Source organism: Thermoanaerobaculia bacterium, from assembly GCA_035717485.1.
In the GTDB taxonomy this organism is placed as follows: Bacteria; Acidobacteriota; Thermoanaerobaculia; order UBA5066; family DATFVB01; genus DATFVB01.
Genome location: DASTIQ010000032.1, coordinates 1 through 16,061, shown reverse-complemented (window position 1 = coordinate 16,061; position 16,061 = coordinate 1). Strand labels below are relative to the sequence as shown.

The following is a 16,061-nucleotide window of genomic DNA, read 5'->3' as shown; positions in this document are numbered from 1 at the left end:
CATCATCCGGCGATCGATGTCGGTCATGCTCGCCCGCGACCTGGCTGGCGGCAACGCCAATGTCCCCGCAAAGGCCCCGGATCCGGGCAACGGCCGCGCGTACGACTGCACCGACGGCCTGCCGAACGCGTTCACGGACGTGCCCGATTCCGACGCCGGCTGCCGGTACGTCTATTATCTCTGGTCGAAGAACGTGGTCGACGGCAACGGGGACGGGACCTTCACCCCGGGCCAGCCGGTCACCCGCGAGCAGATGTCGAAGTTCCTCGTCAACACGTACAAGCTCACGATCAGCGGGCCGTGAAGAATCGACCGATCCTTCCCGCGATCCTGCTGGTGCTGGTCGCCGGCGCGGCGACCGCCGACGACCCTCCCGATCGCCCCTCCGCCGAGCGCCGGCGCACGATCACCGTTTTCGGGGAAGGAGAAGCGAGCGGCGCCCCCGACGTCGCCGTGACGACGCTCGGCGTCGAGGCGCTCGACCCGAAGCTCGCCGCCGCGGTTTCGGACGCGAATCGGCGCATGCGCTCCGTCCTGGAGGCGATCAAGCGCGCCGGGATCGCCTCCCGCGACATCCGGACGGTCGAGTACTCGATCAACTTCGAACAGAATCCGACCCCGCCGCGGGCGGCCGGCGAGCCCGAAGGACGCCCGTCCGGCAGCTACCGCGTCCGGAACACCGTCCAGGTGACGATCCGGGATCTTCCGCGCGCCGGCGACGTGCTCGACGGCGCCGTCGCCGCCGGCGCGAACGCCGTTTCCGGGATCGCCTTCACGATCGAAAATCCCGGGCCGCTCCGCGCCCGGGCTCGCGAGGCCGCGGTGGCCGACGCGCGGGCGCGGGCCGAAGCGCTCGCCCGGGCGAGCGGCGTCGCGGTCGGCCCCGTCGTGTCGATCTCGGAGAGCTCCGGCGGCCCCGTTCCGAGACCGATGATGGCGCGCGCGATGGCGTCGATGGCCCCGGCTCCGCCGATCGAATCGGGAGAGCTGTCCGAACGAGCCCAGGTCGAAATCGTCTTCGAAATCAGCCCGCGCGGACCCTGAATCCGGCGCGTCCGAGCGCGCACCCCGCGCGGGACGGGCGGTCCCCGCCCCCTTCCCGTTCTGCCGGCCGCCCGACGGACCCGCCGCGGGAGCTTCTCGACCGACGCCCTCTCCCCCGGAGCCGTATAACCGCTGGCATGTTTTCGCGTCCATACCTGTTCTCCAGATCGTGGTTCTCCAGGTCGTGCAGGCCGCCCTCCCATCCCAGAGCCCCCCGGAGGTTTGGGCCGGAACTCCGGAATCGGAGGGCTCGCGGCGGGCACGGGATTCGCAGCCCCCGCCCGGAATGACACAACCCCGTCGGACCCTCGGTTTCCTGACTCTGGCTCTTCTCGTCGCCGCGTCCGCGTCGGCGCGGTTCCCGGTCGACGAAGGCGACCGCGTGCGCGCGGGAGGCGTCCCCGCGGGCGCGCGCACGGCGCGCGACCTCGGGCCCGGCTCTCCCGACCTGCCCCTCGAGCGGATCACCCTCGCCCTGCGGCCTCGCGCGGGCGCGGAGGGCGAGCTCGCGAGGCTGCTCGAGGCGCAGCAGAACCCCGCATCGCCGGACTACCACCGCTGGATCACGCCCGGGGAATTCGGACGGCGCTTCGGCGCCTCGGACGACGCGATCGCGACGGTCCTCGACTGGGTGCAGGCGCACGGTTTCGCCGTCGACGACGTCGCGGCCGGCCGCCAGTGGATCCACATCAGCGGCACCGCGGGCCAGGTGGAGGAAGCGTTCGGTTCGCCGATCCACGAATTCTGGCAGGAGGGTCGGCTCCGGCACGGCAACGTCTCTCCGCCGACGATCCCGCGGGCGCTCGGTTCCGTGATTCGCGGCGTCCTCTCGCTCGACGACTTCCCGAAGAAACACGCTCAGATCGGCCCCCCCGTGGCGGCGCGCCGGCCCGAGGTCGACTTCCAGGGAGGCGACCACGGAATGGGACCGGCCGACTTCGCCGTCATGTACGACGTCCAGCCGCTCTACGATCTGGGGATCGACGGACGGGGCGTGTCGATCGCCGTCGTCGGGCGCACCGACATCCAGATCGCGGACGTGCGGAACTTTCGCCTCTTCTTCGGACTTCCCGCCAACGATCCGGTCTTCGTCCACAACGGCACGGATCCGGGCGACCTCGGAAGCGGCACCGGCACCGACGGACAGATGGAGGAGAGCGAGGCCGATCTCGACGTCGAATGGGCGGGCGCCGTGGCGCCGAACGCCACGATCCGGTTCGTGATCTCGAAATCGACGACCGCTTCCGACGCGGCGGACCTGTCGGCGCAGTACGCCGTCGACCACGACATCGCGCCGATCCTGTCCTCGAGCTTCGGCCTCTGCGAGCGCGATCTCGGCTCGGGGAACGCTTTCTACGAGGCGCTCTGGAAACAGGCGGCGGCGCAGGGGATCACGGTGTTCGTGCCGTCCGGCGACAGCGGCGCCGCCGGGTGCGACGACCCGTCGGCGGACCGCGGAACCGGGCTCGCGGTCTCCGGCCTCTGCTCGACGCCGTGGAACGTGTGCGTCGGCGGGACCGGGCTCGACGACCAGGCCGATCCGGCCCGCTGGTGGTCGCCGACCGAAGACCCGGCCACCGGAGAATCGCTGATGTCTCCCGTCCCGGAAATCGCCTGGAACGAGAGCGGGACGAAACCGGGAGGCTCCGGGCTCCTCGCGACGGGCGGCGGGCCGAGCGGGATCTACGAGAAGCCGTCGTGGCAGCGCGCGCCCGGCGTCCCCGACGACGGCCGGCGCGACACGCCCGACGTTTCGTTGAACGCGGCCGCGCACGACGGCTACGTCGTCTTCCAGAAGTACGACCCCTCGGTCGGAACCGTCTACGTGGTCAACGGCACTTCCGCTTCCACGGTGGCCTTCGCGGGACTGATGGCGCTCGTCGTGCAGTCGCAGGCGGGCGCGCGGCAGGGAAACGCGAACCCGGTGTTCTACCGGATGGCGTCGGCGCAGTTCTCCGGGGGAAGCGCCCGTCCCTTCCGGGACATCGTGTCCGGGGACAACAGCGTCCCCGGGGTGACCGGCTTCTCCGCGGGGCCCGGCTACGATCGGGTCACGGGACTGGGATCCGTCGACGCGAAAGCGCTCGTCCTCGGATGGACCGCCGCCGCGTCCCCGCGGCCGCGCGTCGTCGCCGCTCCCCCTCCGGTCGTCGTCCGGACGCGCGCCCGGCCGCCCGCCTGACGACGCGTCAGTGGGAGACCGGCTCGGCGTAACGCCGGACCGTTTCGACGAGGCGCTCGGGATCGCACGGCTTCGCGATGATCTCGTGCACGTTCAGGTCGGCGCGGTCGACGAGGACTTCCGGCACGGCCGTGAGGACGATCACCGGAATCGCCGCGATGCGGCGGTCGAGTTTCCTCGCGCTCAGGAACCGGAAGCCGTCCATCACCGGCATCATCAGGTCGAGCACGACGGCTCCCGGAGTGGGTCCCTGCATCAGCTTCTCGAGCGCCTCGCACCCGTCCGCCGCGGTTTCATGCGGTATTCCGGCGGCGTTCAAGAGCTCTTCGAGGGCCTGCCGGAGCCCGGCGTCGTCTTCGACGATCAGGATCGATTTCATGGCGGTCGTTCCGCCGCAACTCTAGGAAAAGGGCGCCGCCGCCGCATAGATGCATTTGAGTCAGGCCGCGGCGCATGACCCCCTTTCTGCGGAGCGCGCCGCGCGGCCGACGTCGGTTTCCGGTCCGCCCCGATGACGGCGCCGGCACCCGGCGGCCTTCCGCGGAGGCCGAGCGTTCTCCGCCGGTTCTCGACGCGCGAGGCCGCGCGGCCCACGGTTGTCGGTTTTTCGTCGCGGTCCCCGTGGGGCGCCGCAGCGGTCGAGGGCTTGGGCCGAGCCGCGGAGGTCACGGCGCGATTGGTCTCCGCGAAGTAACCGAGCGGAGGAGGATTGCGCCGTGGGAGGCGGCGCGGTTCCAGCGGAGGGCGCCGCGCGGCCGACCGTCCGTCAGCGGTCGCCGGCGAGGTACTCGCGCACGCAGCGCTTCACGGCCGGGGAGAAGTCTCCGGACAGCACCCAGTCGAAGAAATGCGGGTCTTCACCGCGGACCTGGTCGAACGATTTCCCGTGATGTTTCTTGCCGAAATTGACGTAGACGGTCCCATCGCGCATGACGAGCTTTCCTTCCGGGTCGATCCGCCTTCCCCGCGGCGGCGGATACCGGGCGGCGACGTCCCGCGGCGTCCGCGGCATCTGCGGGTACCGGCCGAGCTGGCCCGCGATCACGAGCGCCGTCGCTTCGGCGTCCGCGAGCGCGCTGTGCGCGTTCTCATGAGCGCGTCCGACGTAGAGCCGCATCGCGTCGGACAACGTCCGGGACTCCTCCTTGTGGAAGACGAGCTGGGCGTCGATGATCGAGACGCCGCTCACGTCGAAGTCGATTCCGGCGCGCGCGAGCTCGATCTGCAGGAGCGGAAGATCGTACCCCTCGATGTTGTATCCCGCGAGATCGCACCCCGCGAGGAAGTCCGCGATCTCACGCGCGAGCGCCGGGAAGAAGGGCAGCTCCGCGACATCCGTGTCGGAGATCCCGTGAATGCGCGTCGCCTCCGGGGGAATCGGAATCGGCGGCCGGACGCGGCGGTGGAAGACCTCGCGCCGCCCGTCGGGATGGAACTTCACGAACGCGACTTCGACCACGTGGTCGCGGGCGGGATACGTCCCCGTCGCCTCGGTGTCGAGCACGACGAGAGGCCGCGTGAGCGTGAGGACTTCGTGGAGCACGAGATCATTCTAGTCTCCCGCCCGCGCGTTCCCGGCGTGGGCCCGCCGCGTTGATAGGATCCCGCGTGATGACCGTCTCCTGCGACGTGCTGATCGTGGAAGACGACCGCGCCGTGCGGGAAGCCGCCGTCGCTCTCCTCGAGGTCGACGGGCTTCGGGTCGCCGAAGCCGAGAACGGCGCGGAGGCGCTCGCGGAGCTCGCGGAGGGACTCCGCCCGAAGGTCATCGTGCTCGACATGATGATGCCGATGGTCGATGGCGAGAAGTTCCTGAAGGCGCGTCGGCTCGAGCCGGACATCGCCTCGATCCCGGTCATCATCTTTTCGGCCCTCCAGAAGATCCCGCGGGACCTCTCGGAGTCCCGCGTCGTCGCGATCCTGTCGAAGCCCGTCGAACCGCAACGTTTCCTCCGGACCGTCCGCGAATACTGCCGCTGAGGAGGGACTCCGGCTCCGGAGCGGGTTTTCGACGGGCGCCGTTGATCCATCTGCACCTTTCGCCCGGCCGATCGCCGGCGGAAGATCGGGACGCCGCGGCGCCGAACGATCGCAAATCGCGCGCCCCGAGGAGGAAACCGATGCTCCGCCTTCGACAACTCGCGATTCTCTCTTTCTCGATCGCCGCCGGCTTCGCCGCGGCCGGGGCGGAAACGCCTCCCGCCGGGAAATCCGGCGCGCGCACGGCGGCGCCGTTCTCGGTCGGCGGCAACGTCGCGCTCGAGGCGTTCATCTCGCTGGCCGATGGACATCTCCAGAAGACCGCCGACGTCCTCCGGCTTCTCGCGGAAACCGAGGACGTGCGATCGGGCGACTGGGAGCGAATTCGCCGGCCGCTCGCCCGCGCGGCGGAAGTGACGGTTCCGGCCGTCCTCTGGTTCGCGCGCCCCGACGGCGAATACTGGACCGCGCCGATCGGACGAGCGCCCGGTAACATCGCCAGGCGCGAGTATTTTCCCCGGCTCCTCGCGGGGCGCGCCGTTCTGGGGGATCTCGTCGTCAGCCAGTCCACGACCCGCAACACGGCGATCGTGGCGGTCCCGGTTCGCGGCGGTCCGCGCGAATCGGTCGTGGGCGCGCTCGGCGCGTCGGTGTACCTCGACCGGCTCGGCGAAATCGTCCGCGGAGAGATGGGAGGGCTCGAGCCCGACCTCGTCTTCTTCGCGATCGACGGGAAGCCGATCGGGGCCCTCCACTCGGATCCTTCGATGATCTTCACCGAACCGATGAAGCTCGGCGACGAAACGATGCGTCGCGCCTTCGCGCGGATCCTCTCGAGCGACGAGGGAACGGTGACGTACACGTTTCGCGGCCGGAGCCGCACGATGCTCTACCGGAAATCCAGGGTCACGGGGTGGTGGTACGCATTGGGAGTCGGCGGACGGCAGCCGTAGGACGGGGATACGATTCCGGCCGAGCGGCCCGCGGTCTCGACGTCCGTCCTCCGCCCGTCTCGCCGGGGGACCCGACGCGTCTCCCCGCCCTCCGACGGCGCCCGGTCGGATGAGGAAGCGGGCTCCCCGTCTCGAAGAAGCGGGCCGCCATGGAGCACAATCGGCGTGAATCGATGAAACTGCCCTTCACGCGCTCCCAGTTCCTCGACGTCTTCGCGGCCTACAACGGCGCCCTCTGGCCGGCCGCGCTCCTCCTCTGGCTCGTGGCCACGCTCCTCGCGGTTCGGATGCTCGGCCGGCGTCCGCCCGGAGGCCGGTTCGTCGCCGGCTACCTCGCCGTTCTCTGGCTCTGGAATTCGGTCGCCTATCACGGCGTGTTCTTCCGGAAGGTCAATCCGGCCGCGCTCGGCTTCGCGATTCTCTTCGGCGTCGAAAGCCTGCTCCTGGCGGGAGTCGCCGTCTTCGGGAGAGGTCTCCGTTCCGCGGCGCACGCTCCTCGCCCCCTCGGCGAGCGAAGGTCCTTCGCGGTGAATTGGCGTCCCGCGGCGGGAGCCGCGTTCCTCCTGGCCGCGGTCCTCTATCCCTTCGCCGCCGCTGCGGGCGGCGGTCGCTGGCCGCGCCTGCCGACGTTCGGGGTACCGTGCCCCACCGTCCTCTTCACCACGGGCGTCTTTCTTCGCGGAGAAGCGGAGTTGCGGGAGATCCTGTCGGCCGCGCCGCTCGTCTGGTGCGTCTTCGGAGGGTCGGCGGCGATCCTTCTCGGGATGGTCCCCGACTATTCGCTCGGACTCGCCGGGGCGGCGATCGTCGCCGACATCGTCGGAGAGCGCCGCCGGAAGCGGCGTCGCCGCGTCTGATTTCCCGCTTCGCCCCGGGTCCCGGATCGAAGCGGACGGCGCGGCGGACCGAGCCGCGAACGGCCGACCCTCAGCGGCGGGCGGAGGCGGCCGTCGACTTCGGCCATCTCGGGCTCGTCAGTTCGATCCGCCACGCGGGGCCTCCCAGGAACGACGGCCCTTCCGATCGAACGAACGTCGGCGCCTCTCCTTCGAGAATCCAGACGCGCGTATCGGGCGGGAACTTGCCGAGCAGCTTCGCGAGAGCGTTCTTGATCGGACCGAGATCGACCCGCACGACGTAGCGGGTGAGTTTCCGCGAGAGGGTCCCGACCGAGACCGAATCCTCTCCATCGCGGCTGACGACGAGCTTCACGAGTGCCGGTTTGGGAGTCGCCGCGACGATGGTCATCGTGGCGACTCCCAGGCGATCGGGAAGATTCTTCATCAACGTCACGATCAGGCCGTTGGCGAGGTCCGCCGGAAGAGACATCCGGGTTTCCGTCACCCTCGGCCGGCCGTCCTTCCCCGTGTCCCTGACCGTCACCAGTCCCGTCGGACGATCGATCGCCAGCTCGACCGGACGGGGAAACGACGGACCCTTCTGGACCAGGCGGTCGGTCAGGAGCTCGAACGATCCGCGCTCCCGGAACGTGGCGGTCTCCTCCTGGAGCGATCCGTCATGAAAGTGGAAGACGAGGCGGTTCGTGACGACGTCTCCCCGGACGAACTGGATCGAATCGCCGTCGGCGAGAATCTTTCCGTCGAGCGTCCCGAGCGCGAGGAATCCGTGAACCGTCGCCTCCCGGAACCGCACCGCGAGCGGGGCGCGCGGCGGATCCGCGGCCGAGCCGAAAGCGGCGAGGAGAGCGGAGGCAACGAACACGCGGACGGCGGTCATGCCCCGTCCGGTCCTGCGAATGCGACGCCAGCTCCGAGAGGACGCCGCAGACCAGGGCGGCGTCGGATCGCACGAACCGCAATCCCGGGAAACTCTCCTACTTCGGATCGGTGGCTCGACGCCGCGGCGACCCGGGAGTCTGCCGCTTGCGCCGCTCCTCGCCGGAACGCCGATCCGGTACTCCCGCGCGGGGTTTCCGGCGGCGATCCCTTCCCGAACGACGGTCTGCCGCGACGGCCATGGGCTCTCTCCTTCCGTTGCCTTTGGGGATGGAATTATTGCAGATGCCTCAAAACGGCGGTTCGCCCGTGCATCCCGAATGTTTGCAGTGACATATCCGCTCCCCCGATCGCGTTGTCCCCGTTTCGGTTCTGTCCCGATGAAGAGAACAAGGAGAGCTTTGCCCATGGAGGAGTACTGGGTCCACTGCAGTCCGATCGAACCGGGCGGGCGGCCCCGGTTCAGCGTCTTTCAGGTCGACGAGGGGGGGCAGCGGATTCTTTCGCCGCCGGGACGCCTCGGCGCGCCCGCGGAGGTCGTTTCCCTGCTCCTCGACCGGGGGGCGGACCCGCGAGGCGCGGAGCGCGCCATCGCCGACGCCACCCGGCAAGGGATCGGAAGGGTCGTCGTCGCGAAACCGGCGCCTTGACGAGGACTTCGTCGGTCGAGCGGCAACGCCTCGGCCGTCCGCCACGCGAGAGCCGGTGACGGTGACGCCACGGGCGTCGCCGGCCGGCCGCTATGCGTATCCGATCTCGGAGGTGAGAGGGATCCGGCTTCGCATGAAGGAGCCGGTGCCGCGGGCGATCTGGCGTCCCTTCGAATCGAGCACGACGGAGTCGGCGACGATGAGGTTCGTCGAACGATGGACGACGGTCCCCGTCGCGCGGAGCTCCCCTTCCGAGACCGGCCGCGTGAACCAGACGTTGAAGGATGCCGTCAGGACGAACACGTCGAAGACGAGCGAGTTCGCGGCGAAGAACGCGGCGTCGTCGAGCGCCTTGAAATACACCGACCCGTGTACCGCCCCGGCGGCGTGGAAGAAGTCGGGCTTGACCGGGATGGCGAGCTCCGCTCGGCCGTCCGAGATCCGGAGCACCGGCTCGAAATAGCGGTTGATCGGTGCGGCCGCATAGAGCCGCTCGAGGCGGCGGAAGTGCTCTTCGCTGTCCATTCGAAGAGCGTAAGGCGCGACACCGATTTTTCCAAAATTGCGGGAGCCCGAAGAGGGCCGTCCTGCCTGCTCCCCAGGATCTGAACAGAACTTTCATCGGCGGGGCAAACGCGGCGGCCGCGTCCGAGCCCGTGTCCCCGAAACGTGATGTCCGCGATGAATACGAGTGAAGCGTGGATACCGATGGATGGATTCCCGTCCGGATCGAGTGCCGGTGTGGCGAGACTTTCGTCGTCCGGATCGAGCCGCGCCCACGCCACGAAATCGTTCCCGACTTCCGCTGTTCGTGCGGCGCGTCGTATTCGCTTCAGGGCAGGATCTTCGAGGTGTCGAGGTGGGTCGGGGAACGCTGGGAGAGGACGTCGTGAAAGTCCCCTGCTCTCGGGGGGATCCGGATACCGCCGGGATTGAGCGTCCGGGCCCGGACGGAGTCGGCCGGGCCGGGACGGCAGAAGGCTTCGGGCGATCGCCGACAGAAATTCGGACTCGGAGGTCGATTCTGAGATCCTGGTTCCTCCGATAGGATCTGAACCGCAGAACGACCGTCAGGATCGCACGACGAAAGATGAGGATGTCCCCTGAATCAGCAGGTTAGCCGTGTGCGCTTTCCCGCCCGACAGGCGAATTTCCTCGATTTCTGTGCCTGGACCCGGCGAAAACCCGGAAACTCGTCTTACTATCCGTTTCCATTCGGACACGTCGTGGAGGAGTGATGCCAAAGATCCTGAGTCTCGGCGGAGGCGGTTTCATCGGAGCGCACCTGACCGAGCGCCTGCTCGAAGCCGAGCATGCGGTGACCGTCGTCGACATCCATTCCGACAAGATCGAAGATCTCTTCGGCCAGCCTGGCCTGACGTTTCTCGAGCGAAGCGTCGCGGATCGGTCGCTCGATCTCGATCAGGCGGTCGCCGGCGCCGACGTCGTGATCGATCTCGTGGCGCACGCAAATCCCGGCATCTACGTCCGCGATCCCCTCGACGTGTTCCGCCTCAACTTCCAGGAGAATCTGCGGATCGCGGAAGCGTGCGTTCGCGAGGGACGACGCCTGGTCCAGTTCTCCTCCTGCGAGGTCTACGGCAAGACGCCGGCCGCCGTGCTCGGCGACCGGCTCGCCGACCCCGAGAACCCTGCGTACGCCACCTTCGCGGAGGATTCGACCGATCTCATCATGGGCCCCGTCGGGCGTCATCGATGGATCTACGCCTGCGCGAAGCAGCTCCTCGAACGGGTCCTCCACGCCTACGGCCTCGAAGGACGCCTGAATTACACGATCATCCGCCCCTTCAACTTCATCGGACCGAAGATCGATTACCTTCCCGGGGAGACCGACGGCGTGCCCAGGGTGTTCTCGTTCTTCATGGAGGCGCTCCTCGACGGCAAGCCGATGCAGCTCGTCGACGGCGGGCGGCAGAGGCGCTGCTACACCTACATCCGCGACGCGGTCGACTGCGTCGCGCGGATCGTCGAGAACCCGGGCGGCGTGTGCGACCGGCAGATCTTCAACATCGGCTCTCCCGAAAACGAGACTTCGATCCGGGACCTCGCGGAGCGCATGCGGGCCCTCTACGAACGGCGCTTCGCGCTCGACGGGCAGACACAGCCTCCCGCCGTGGACGTCCCCGCGAAGGACTTCTATGGCGACGGTTACGAGGACTCCGACCGGCGCATTCCCGACATCCGGAAGGCCGAGCGCCTGCTCGGGTGGCATCCGCGCACGAGCCTCGAGGAGATGCTGATCCCGACGATGGAGTTCTACGTGCGCGCGCGCCGCAAGTCCGCGCCGGCCGTTTCGCCGGCGCTCGGGATCCCGGGGGCGGGCGACGCCGCTTCCGCGCCGGACCAGCCGGTTGAGTGAGTCGATCCTCGTCGCGGTCCCCGCCTTCAACGCGGGGCGGACGCTCGAACGGACGTTCGCGCGGATCCCCGGGGAGATCGCGGGCCGCGCGGTCGACTTCGTCGTGGTCGACGACGGGAGCCGGGACGACACGTTCGACGCGGCGCGGCGAGTGCAGGCGGCGCGCCCCTCGGTCACCGTCCTTCGGCATCCCGTGAACCGCGGGTATGGGGGCGCCGTCAAGACGCTCCTGACGCACGCGCTCGAGACCGGGGCGGAGATCACGGTCATTCTCCACGCCGACGGTCAGTATTCGCCGGAGAGCCTGCCGGAGCTCCTCGCGCCGTTCCGCGCGGAAGGCGCGGATCTCGTGCAGGGATCCCGGATGCTCGGCGGCGGGGCGATCGCCGGCGGCATGCCCCTCTACAAGTGGGCCGCGAACCGGATCCTCACCGCGATCGAGAACCGCGCGTTCGGCATGCGGATGGCGGAGTTCCACAGCGGGTACATGCTCTATTCGCGGAGGACCCTCGCGGCGATACCCTTCCCGCGACTCTCCGAGTCGTTCGATTTCGATCTCGAGATGCTGGTGTGCGCGCAGACCCTGGGGCTCCGCATCGTCGAAGTCCCCATCCCCACGATCTACGCAGACGAAGTTTCGCATCTGAAGCCGATCGCCTACGGGCTCGACGTCCTCCGGGTGGTGCGGCGCCACGGACGCGGCGAATACGCCGCGCTCCTCGCGGGCTCGAATCCCTCGATCGCACGGAAGGCGGGATGACACCGGCCTCGACGCGGGAGACGATCCTCGTTTCGGGGGGCGTCGGAGTGATGGGCTCCCGGCTCGTCAAGGATCTGGTCGCCGCCGGCCACCGCGTCCGGGCCCTCGCGCTTCCGGGCGACCGCTGGGTCTCCCGGCTGTCCGGTGTTGACGCCGAGATCGCCTTCGGCGACATCACGAAGCCGGAAACGCTCGCCGCCGCTTTCGATGGGGTGACGACGGTCTTCCATCTCGCCGGCGTGATCCTCTCGAACGATCCTTCGGTCTTCGCCCGCGTCAACACCGGGGGCACGCGGAACATGGTCGACGCGGCCCGGCGCGCGGGCGTCCGGCATTTCGTGTTCGTCTCGTCGACGTCGGCGATCGACCCGATCTCCGAATACGCCCGTTCGAAGGCGGAGGCCGAGGCGATCGTTCGCGCGGCGGAGCCGATGGCCTGGACGATCGTGCGCCCCACCCTCGTTTACGAGCGCGAAGGAGGCGAGGAGTTCCTCGGGTTCCTGCGATCGCTCCTGAAATATCCCGTCGTCCCTTTCGTCGGGAGCGGCCGCGCGCGGAAGAATCCGGTCCACGTCGACGACATGGGACGGGGGCTCCTCGCGATCGCCGGGAACCCCCGGAGCCACGGCAAGATCTACAACTTCACGGGCGGCGAGGAAATCTCGATACGAGATCTGGCACGGCTGATCCTGCGCCACCAGGGCGTGTCGAAGCCGTTCCTCCACATCCCGCTCCCGATCTGCCGCGCCGCGGCGTTCCTGATGGAAAAGACGATGAAGAACCCGCCGCTCACGCGATACGCGATCACCCGGATCGAGCAGGACGCCTCTCCCGACAACTCGGAGGCGCGCCGCGATCTCGGCTACGACCCGATCGGGGTCCGCGACGGAATGGAACGGAGCTTCCCCCTGGCCGGGAAGCGCGACTCGCCGGCGTGACGGCGGATCGCTCCGACCGCGGCCGATGGTGGGGCGGCGCCCTGCTCGCGGTGGCGGCGGCGATCCTCGCGCATCAGCTCCTCTTGCCGCCGATCGTCGGACTCGCGGACAACGGCGATTTCTCGAGGGTGCTCGATCATTTCGGCCTCGCGGCGCGGGATGCCGCGCCCGAGGACCGGTACTTCCTCTATGTCTTTCGTGTTTACGGCGGAGCGCCGCCGTCGGGACGCCGGAATCTCAGCTCCGAGATTCTGCTCGCCGGAATCGCCCGCCTGATCTCTCTCCCTTTCTCCGAACGCGGAACGATGGACCTTCGATGGATCGGAGCGCTGCACGCGCTCGGGTTGCTCGGCGCGGGGGTCGTCCTCTGGAAAGCCTCGCGCCGGCTGCCGATCGCCGCTCGGGCCGCTCCGGCCGCGTTCGCGGTCTTCGCGTTCACCGACGTCGGCTACGCCGCGCCGCTGAACAGCTTCTACACGCAGGCCGCGTCGCTCGTCTTCCTCTTCTGGATCGCGGCGTTCGCGGCGAAGTCGCTCGAGGACGGGAGACGGCACGCGTGGCCCGTCGTCGGGTACTTCGCGGCGGCGCTGCTCTTCGTCGCGTCGAAGCCGCAGGAAGCCGCGCAGAGCGTGCCGCTCGCGGCCTTCGGCGTCTGGCTGGCGTATCGGCCAGGTCTCCGACGCATCGGCGCGGCCGGCGCGGTCCTGCTCTTCGCGGCCGCGGCCGCGCTCTACGCGGGGACGCGGGGCGACGCCGGGTTCCAGGAAGATCAGCTCTACAAGATCGTGTTCTCCGAGATCCTGCCCCGATCTCCGGATCCCCGGGGCGACCTCGCGGCGCTCGGGCTCGATCCCGCCGCCGTTCGTTATTCGGGAACGACGACGAAGGGTCCCGACTCCCCGTTCCGGAAGCCGGGTGTTCGGGAGTCGATTTTCCCGAAGCTCGGCTACGGAACCCTGTTCCGGTTCTATCTGAAGCGGCCCGCGCGCGCGGCCGCCGCGCTCCGGCGATGGGCGCCCGCGGGCCTCGAGCTCCGCGCCGATTTCGGCAATTTCGAGAAATCGGCCGGCTTCCGGCCGGGCGCGAGGAGCTCGGCCTACTCGGCCTGGACGAAATTCCGTCTCTTCGGCCGGCGACACGCCGCATTCGTCCTCGCGCTCGTTTTCGGCGCCAACATCGTTCTCGCCGCCTTCGGCCGGCTCCCGCCGCCGACGCGGATCAGCGTCGCGGCGCTCCTGGTCACGGGGGTCCTCGCGTACGCCATCTGCACCCTCAGCTCCTCGCCCCTCGATATGTCGCGGAAGCTCTACGTCTTTCACGCGATCACCGATCTCATGATCGCGGTCGATGTCGGGTGCGTCGCGTGGGCAACCTCGAAACGTCTTGACAAGGCTCCCGGGGGGTCCGCTGACGCCCAGTCGATTCGAGGCTGACCCGTCCGCTCGAGCCTCCCGGGAGGGTGCTCAGCGTCCCTTCACCTCGTACACTCGCGCCTCGCCCGAGCGGAACGCGAGATCGACCTTCGGGTCGCGACCGAGACTCTCGGGTGTGTACCGCCGCGGATGCGCGGGACTGGGCTCGGACGAAACGTAGATGTAATCGACGGGCGTCCGGCGCCATTCCGCCAGCTCGCGCGGGTAGTAGAACGAGAGGTTGAAGTGCGGATCGAGCACGGCCCGGTGGGCAATGGCCGGGATCAGATTTCCGCCGTCGCCGGTGTTCGTCGCGAACACCGCCCCGGGCGGGGTACGGTCACGAATCCATCGGAAGGCCTCGAGATCGTCGGGAGTGAGCACGGCATTCGCGCGGTTGAACGTCGCGATCCAGAACGCTCCGCCTGCGGCTTCGTTCGCGAGTATCCCGGCGATCGACGCGCGTCCCGACCTGGCGGATTCGTAGTACGCGGTCCCGAAGCGGTCCGATGAAAGCCGAAGTCCCTCGATCCCGAAGAGCGCCAGCCACAGGACGCCGCAAGTCAGCCGCGTGCGCCCGGGGAAGTCCGCCGGCACCCGGGAGCCCAGCTCCGCGAGCGCGATCGCGAGGGCGGGCGCGAGCCAGATTCCAATCCGTGTCGGGTAGAGGGACGGCCAGAGCGGCAGCGTCTCGGTGAGCGCCCCGGTGAACAGGACCGCATGGACGCCGACGAGCGCCGCCGCCAGCGGCGCGGCCGGGCTCCGCTCGCGGAGCAGGCCCGCCGTGAGGCCGAGCGCGAGAAGCGCCGCCGGCAGAACACCGAGGTAGACGATCACGTAGAAGGGCCAGGTCTGGGGCCCGGGACGTCCGCCGACGCCTCCCCGGATCCCGACGGCACGCCATGTCGGAACCTGGAGTCGGAGCGCCGGCTCGACCTCGTCGCGGAACCAGCCGCGCGCCCAACCGGCGACAGCGGGAGGGACGGAGCGTGGAGCGCGACGCGAAAACGGGATCGCCAGCGCGCCGGCCGCGATCAGCACGATGGCGCCGTTGCGCATGCCGCGGATCCATGCCGCACGGTCGCGTCGTATCCGGAAGGCGAGCGCAACCGGAAGGACGTAGAGGAAGGATGCCGCCGGAAGCGGATGAACGAGAAGGACGCCGGCCGACAGGAGCGCGAGCCGCAGGAGAAAGCCGAGGGACAGCGAACGCTCGCCGAGACGAAGCGCATCCCGCAGCACGAGGAAGACGATCGCCCCCGCGAGAAGCATCGGCGCGCGGCCGGCCTGCTCGAAGAACTGGGGATTACGGGCGAGCATGAGAGCGCCGGCGGCGCCGAACGCCGAGTGAGCGCGGCCGACGCCGACTCCGCGAAGGAGCGCGACCAGGGAGAACGTGAGCGCCGCGAGCGAGAAGCACAGAACGTGAATGGTCGAGCGATACGTCGGGACACCCCCGAGGAGCGTCTCGATGGCCGCCAGCGCGTGAAATCCCGGCGGGAACGAACCAAAATCTCCGATCGGAAGGAACGGCCGGTAGGTGCTCGGCAGGCCGTTTCGCATCACCACGAGCTCGGCCATGTAGGCGTGTGCGCTCATGTCGCCGACGGAACAGGCCAGCCGGGTGAGCGCGAAGATCGCGCGCGAGCCGGCGACCGCCGCGATGAAGGCCAGATCGCCGAGCGCCGCCGCGGTGGATGCCCGCCACGCCTCGATGGCGGCGGCGATCGCATCCCGGCGAAACACGGCGAGCACGAGAGTCGCGGCGGCGAGCGAGCCCACGGCGAAGGCGGTGAGCGAGATCCCCAGCGTGCCGAGGAACCAGATTCCGACGGCCCACCAGGAAGCCGACCCGGCGCAGCCGATGGCCGCGATCTCGACGGGCTCGGCGCGCGCCCACTCTTCTCGCCGGACGAGCGCCAGGCCGGGAAGGACACAGGCCAAACCCGCGAGCGGGAACCCGATCACCGGCGAGAGCATGATCAGGGGACGCACCGTTATCCGGAGCCTAACAGGTCGATCGGCC

At 69.2% G+C, this 16,061-nt stretch carries 16 protein-coding genes; 11 read left to right on the top strand and 5 right to left on the bottom strand.

Translation table 11 applies throughout. The features are described 5' to 3' along the window. The 3 genes from VFS34_01440 to VFS34_01430 form a co-directional block, all read left to right on the top strand. Positions 1–304 (top strand): S-layer homology domain-containing protein (locus VFS34_01440; GenBank protein ID HET9793095.1); only part of this gene is annotated, 304 nt, incomplete at its 5' end. After that, a complete protein-coding gene (locus VFS34_01435) occupies positions 301–1,044 on the top strand; it encodes an SIMPL domain-containing protein (GenBank protein HET9793094.1) in 744 nt (247 codons plus the stop codon). The genes VFS34_01440 and VFS34_01435, both read left to right, overlap by 4 nt. A gap of 286 nt (positions 1,045–1,330) precedes the next feature. Further along, the gene (locus VFS34_01430; protein ID HET9793093.1) at positions 1,331–3,226 is read left to right on the top strand and encodes a S53 family peptidase; all 1,896 of its coding nucleotides are present in this window, start codon (positions 1,331–1,333) and stop codon (positions 3,224–3,226) included. A gap of 7 nt (positions 3,227–3,233) precedes the next feature. On the opposite strand, the gene VFS34_01425 is transcribed toward VFS34_01430, so the two are convergent. Continuing rightward, a complete protein-coding gene (locus VFS34_01425) occupies positions 3,234–3,605 on the bottom strand; it encodes a response regulator (GenBank protein ID HET9793092.1) in 372 nt (123 codons plus the stop codon). Positions 3,606–3,992: 387 nt separating this feature from the next. Continuing rightward, a complete protein-coding gene (locus tag VFS34_01420; GenBank protein ID HET9793091.1) occupies positions 3,993–4,769 on the bottom strand; it encodes an exonuclease domain-containing protein in 777 nt (258 codons plus the stop codon). Positions 4,770–4,837: 68 nt separating this feature from the next. Here VFS34_01420 and VFS34_01415 point away from each other — a divergent pair, with 68 nt between their 5' ends. The 3 genes from VFS34_01415 to VFS34_01405 all read left to right on the top strand — a co-directional run bounded on the left by VFS34_01415 (position 4,838) and on the right by VFS34_01405 (position 7,016). Further along, a complete protein-coding gene (locus VFS34_01415) occupies positions 4,838–5,206 on the top strand; it encodes a response regulator (protein HET9793090.1) in 369 nt (122 codons plus the stop codon). Between the two features lie 140 nt (positions 5,207–5,346). Further along, on the top strand, positions 5,347–6,159 hold the full coding sequence (locus VFS34_01410; protein ID HET9793089.1) for a cache domain-containing protein: 813 nt from the start codon (positions 5,347–5,349) through the stop codon (positions 6,157–6,159). 173 nt (positions 6,160–6,332) lie between these two features. Continuing rightward, on the top strand, positions 6,333–7,016 hold the full coding sequence (locus VFS34_01405) for a DUF6064 family protein (GenBank protein ID HET9793088.1): 684 nt from the start codon (positions 6,333–6,335) through the stop codon (positions 7,014–7,016). Between the two features lie 70 nt (positions 7,017–7,086). Here VFS34_01405 and VFS34_01400 read toward each other — a convergent pair whose 3' ends face one another. Then, positions 7,087–7,896 (bottom strand): hypothetical protein, encoded by an 810-nt coding sequence (locus VFS34_01400; GenBank protein HET9793087.1) that lies wholly within the window; start codon positions 7,894–7,896, stop codon positions 7,087–7,089. 406 nt (positions 7,897–8,302) lie between these two features. Between VFS34_01400 and VFS34_01395 the strand changes: the two genes are divergently transcribed. Next, positions 8,303–8,545 carry a hypothetical protein gene (locus tag VFS34_01395; protein HET9793086.1) on the top strand — a complete coding sequence of 81 codons (243 nt, stop codon included), beginning with the start codon at positions 8,303–8,305 and terminating at the stop codon, positions 8,543–8,545. Between the two features lie 90 nt (positions 8,546–8,635). Here VFS34_01395 and VFS34_01390 read toward each other — a convergent pair whose 3' ends face one another. Further along, positions 8,636–9,070: a PaaI family thioesterase gene (locus VFS34_01390; protein HET9793085.1), complete on the bottom strand. Its 435-nt coding sequence runs from the start codon at positions 9,068–9,070 to the stop codon at positions 8,636–8,638. A gap of 712 nt (positions 9,071–9,782) precedes the next feature. Between VFS34_01390 and VFS34_01385 the strand changes: the two genes are divergently transcribed. Genes VFS34_01385 through VFS34_01370 form a run of 4 tightly spaced genes read left to right on the top strand, consistent with a single transcriptional unit; the run spans position 9,783 to position 14,056 of the window. Next, a complete protein-coding gene (locus VFS34_01385; GenBank protein ID HET9793084.1) occupies positions 9,783–10,925 on the top strand; it encodes a bifunctional UDP-4-keto-pentose/UDP-xylose synthase in 1,143 nt (380 codons plus the stop codon). Further along, entirely contained in the window at positions 10,918–11,685 is a 768-nt protein-coding gene (locus tag VFS34_01380) for a glycosyltransferase family 2 protein (GenBank protein HET9793083.1), read from the top strand. The genes VFS34_01385 and VFS34_01380 overlap by 8 nt, the downstream gene beginning before the upstream one ends. Further along, a complete protein-coding gene (locus VFS34_01375; protein ID HET9793082.1) occupies positions 11,682–12,623 on the top strand; it encodes an NAD-dependent epimerase/dehydratase family protein in 942 nt (313 codons plus the stop codon). The genes VFS34_01380 and VFS34_01375 overlap by 4 nt, the downstream gene beginning before the upstream one ends. Then, on the top strand, positions 12,620–14,056 hold the full coding sequence (locus VFS34_01370) for a hypothetical protein (GenBank protein HET9793081.1): 1,437 nt from the start codon (positions 12,620–12,622) through the stop codon (positions 14,054–14,056). Before VFS34_01375 ends, VFS34_01370 begins: the two co-directional genes overlap by 4 nt. 30 nt (positions 14,057–14,086) lie before the next feature. On the opposite strand, the gene VFS34_01365 is transcribed toward VFS34_01370, so the two are convergent. After that, positions 14,087–16,030: a hypothetical protein gene (locus VFS34_01365; GenBank protein ID HET9793080.1), complete on the bottom strand. Its 1,944-nt coding sequence runs from the start codon at positions 16,028–16,030 to the stop codon at positions 14,087–14,089. Positions 16,031–16,061: the final 31 nt, after the last annotated feature.

Excerpts from the sequence above, each read along its gene's own strand:
- VFS34_01430 (HET9793093.1), top strand. The coding sequence starts at position 1,331 with ATGACACAACCCCGTCGGACCCTCGGTTTCCTGACTCTGGCTCTTCTC.
- VFS34_01425 (HET9793092.1), bottom strand. The coding sequence starts at position 3,605 with ATGAAATCGATCCTGATCGTCGAAGACGACGCCGGGCTCCGGCAGGCC.
- VFS34_01415 (HET9793090.1), top strand. The coding sequence starts at position 4,838 with ATGACCGTCTCCTGCGACGTGCTGATCGTGGAAGACGACCGCGCCGTG.
- VFS34_01410 (HET9793089.1), top strand. The coding sequence starts at position 5,347 with ATGCTCCGCCTTCGACAACTCGCGATTCTCTCTTTCTCGATCGCCGCC.
- VFS34_01405 (HET9793088.1), top strand. The coding sequence starts at position 6,333 with ATGAAACTGCCCTTCACGCGCTCCCAGTTCCTCGACGTCTTCGCGGCC.
- VFS34_01400 (HET9793087.1), bottom strand. The coding sequence starts at position 7,896 with ATGACCGCCGTCCGCGTGTTCGTTGCCTCCGCTCTCCTCGCCGCTTTC.
- VFS34_01395 (HET9793086.1), top strand. The coding sequence starts at position 8,303 with ATGGAGGAGTACTGGGTCCACTGCAGTCCGATCGAACCGGGCGGGCGG.
- VFS34_01390 (HET9793085.1), bottom strand. The coding sequence starts at position 9,070 with ATGGACAGCGAAGAGCACTTCCGCCGCCTCGAGCGGCTCTATGCGGCC.
- VFS34_01385 (HET9793084.1), top strand. The coding sequence starts at position 9,783 with ATGCCAAAGATCCTGAGTCTCGGCGGAGGCGGTTTCATCGGAGCGCAC.
- VFS34_01375 (HET9793082.1), top strand. The coding sequence starts at position 11,682 with ATGACACCGGCCTCGACGCGGGAGACGATCCTCGTTTCGGGGGGCGTC.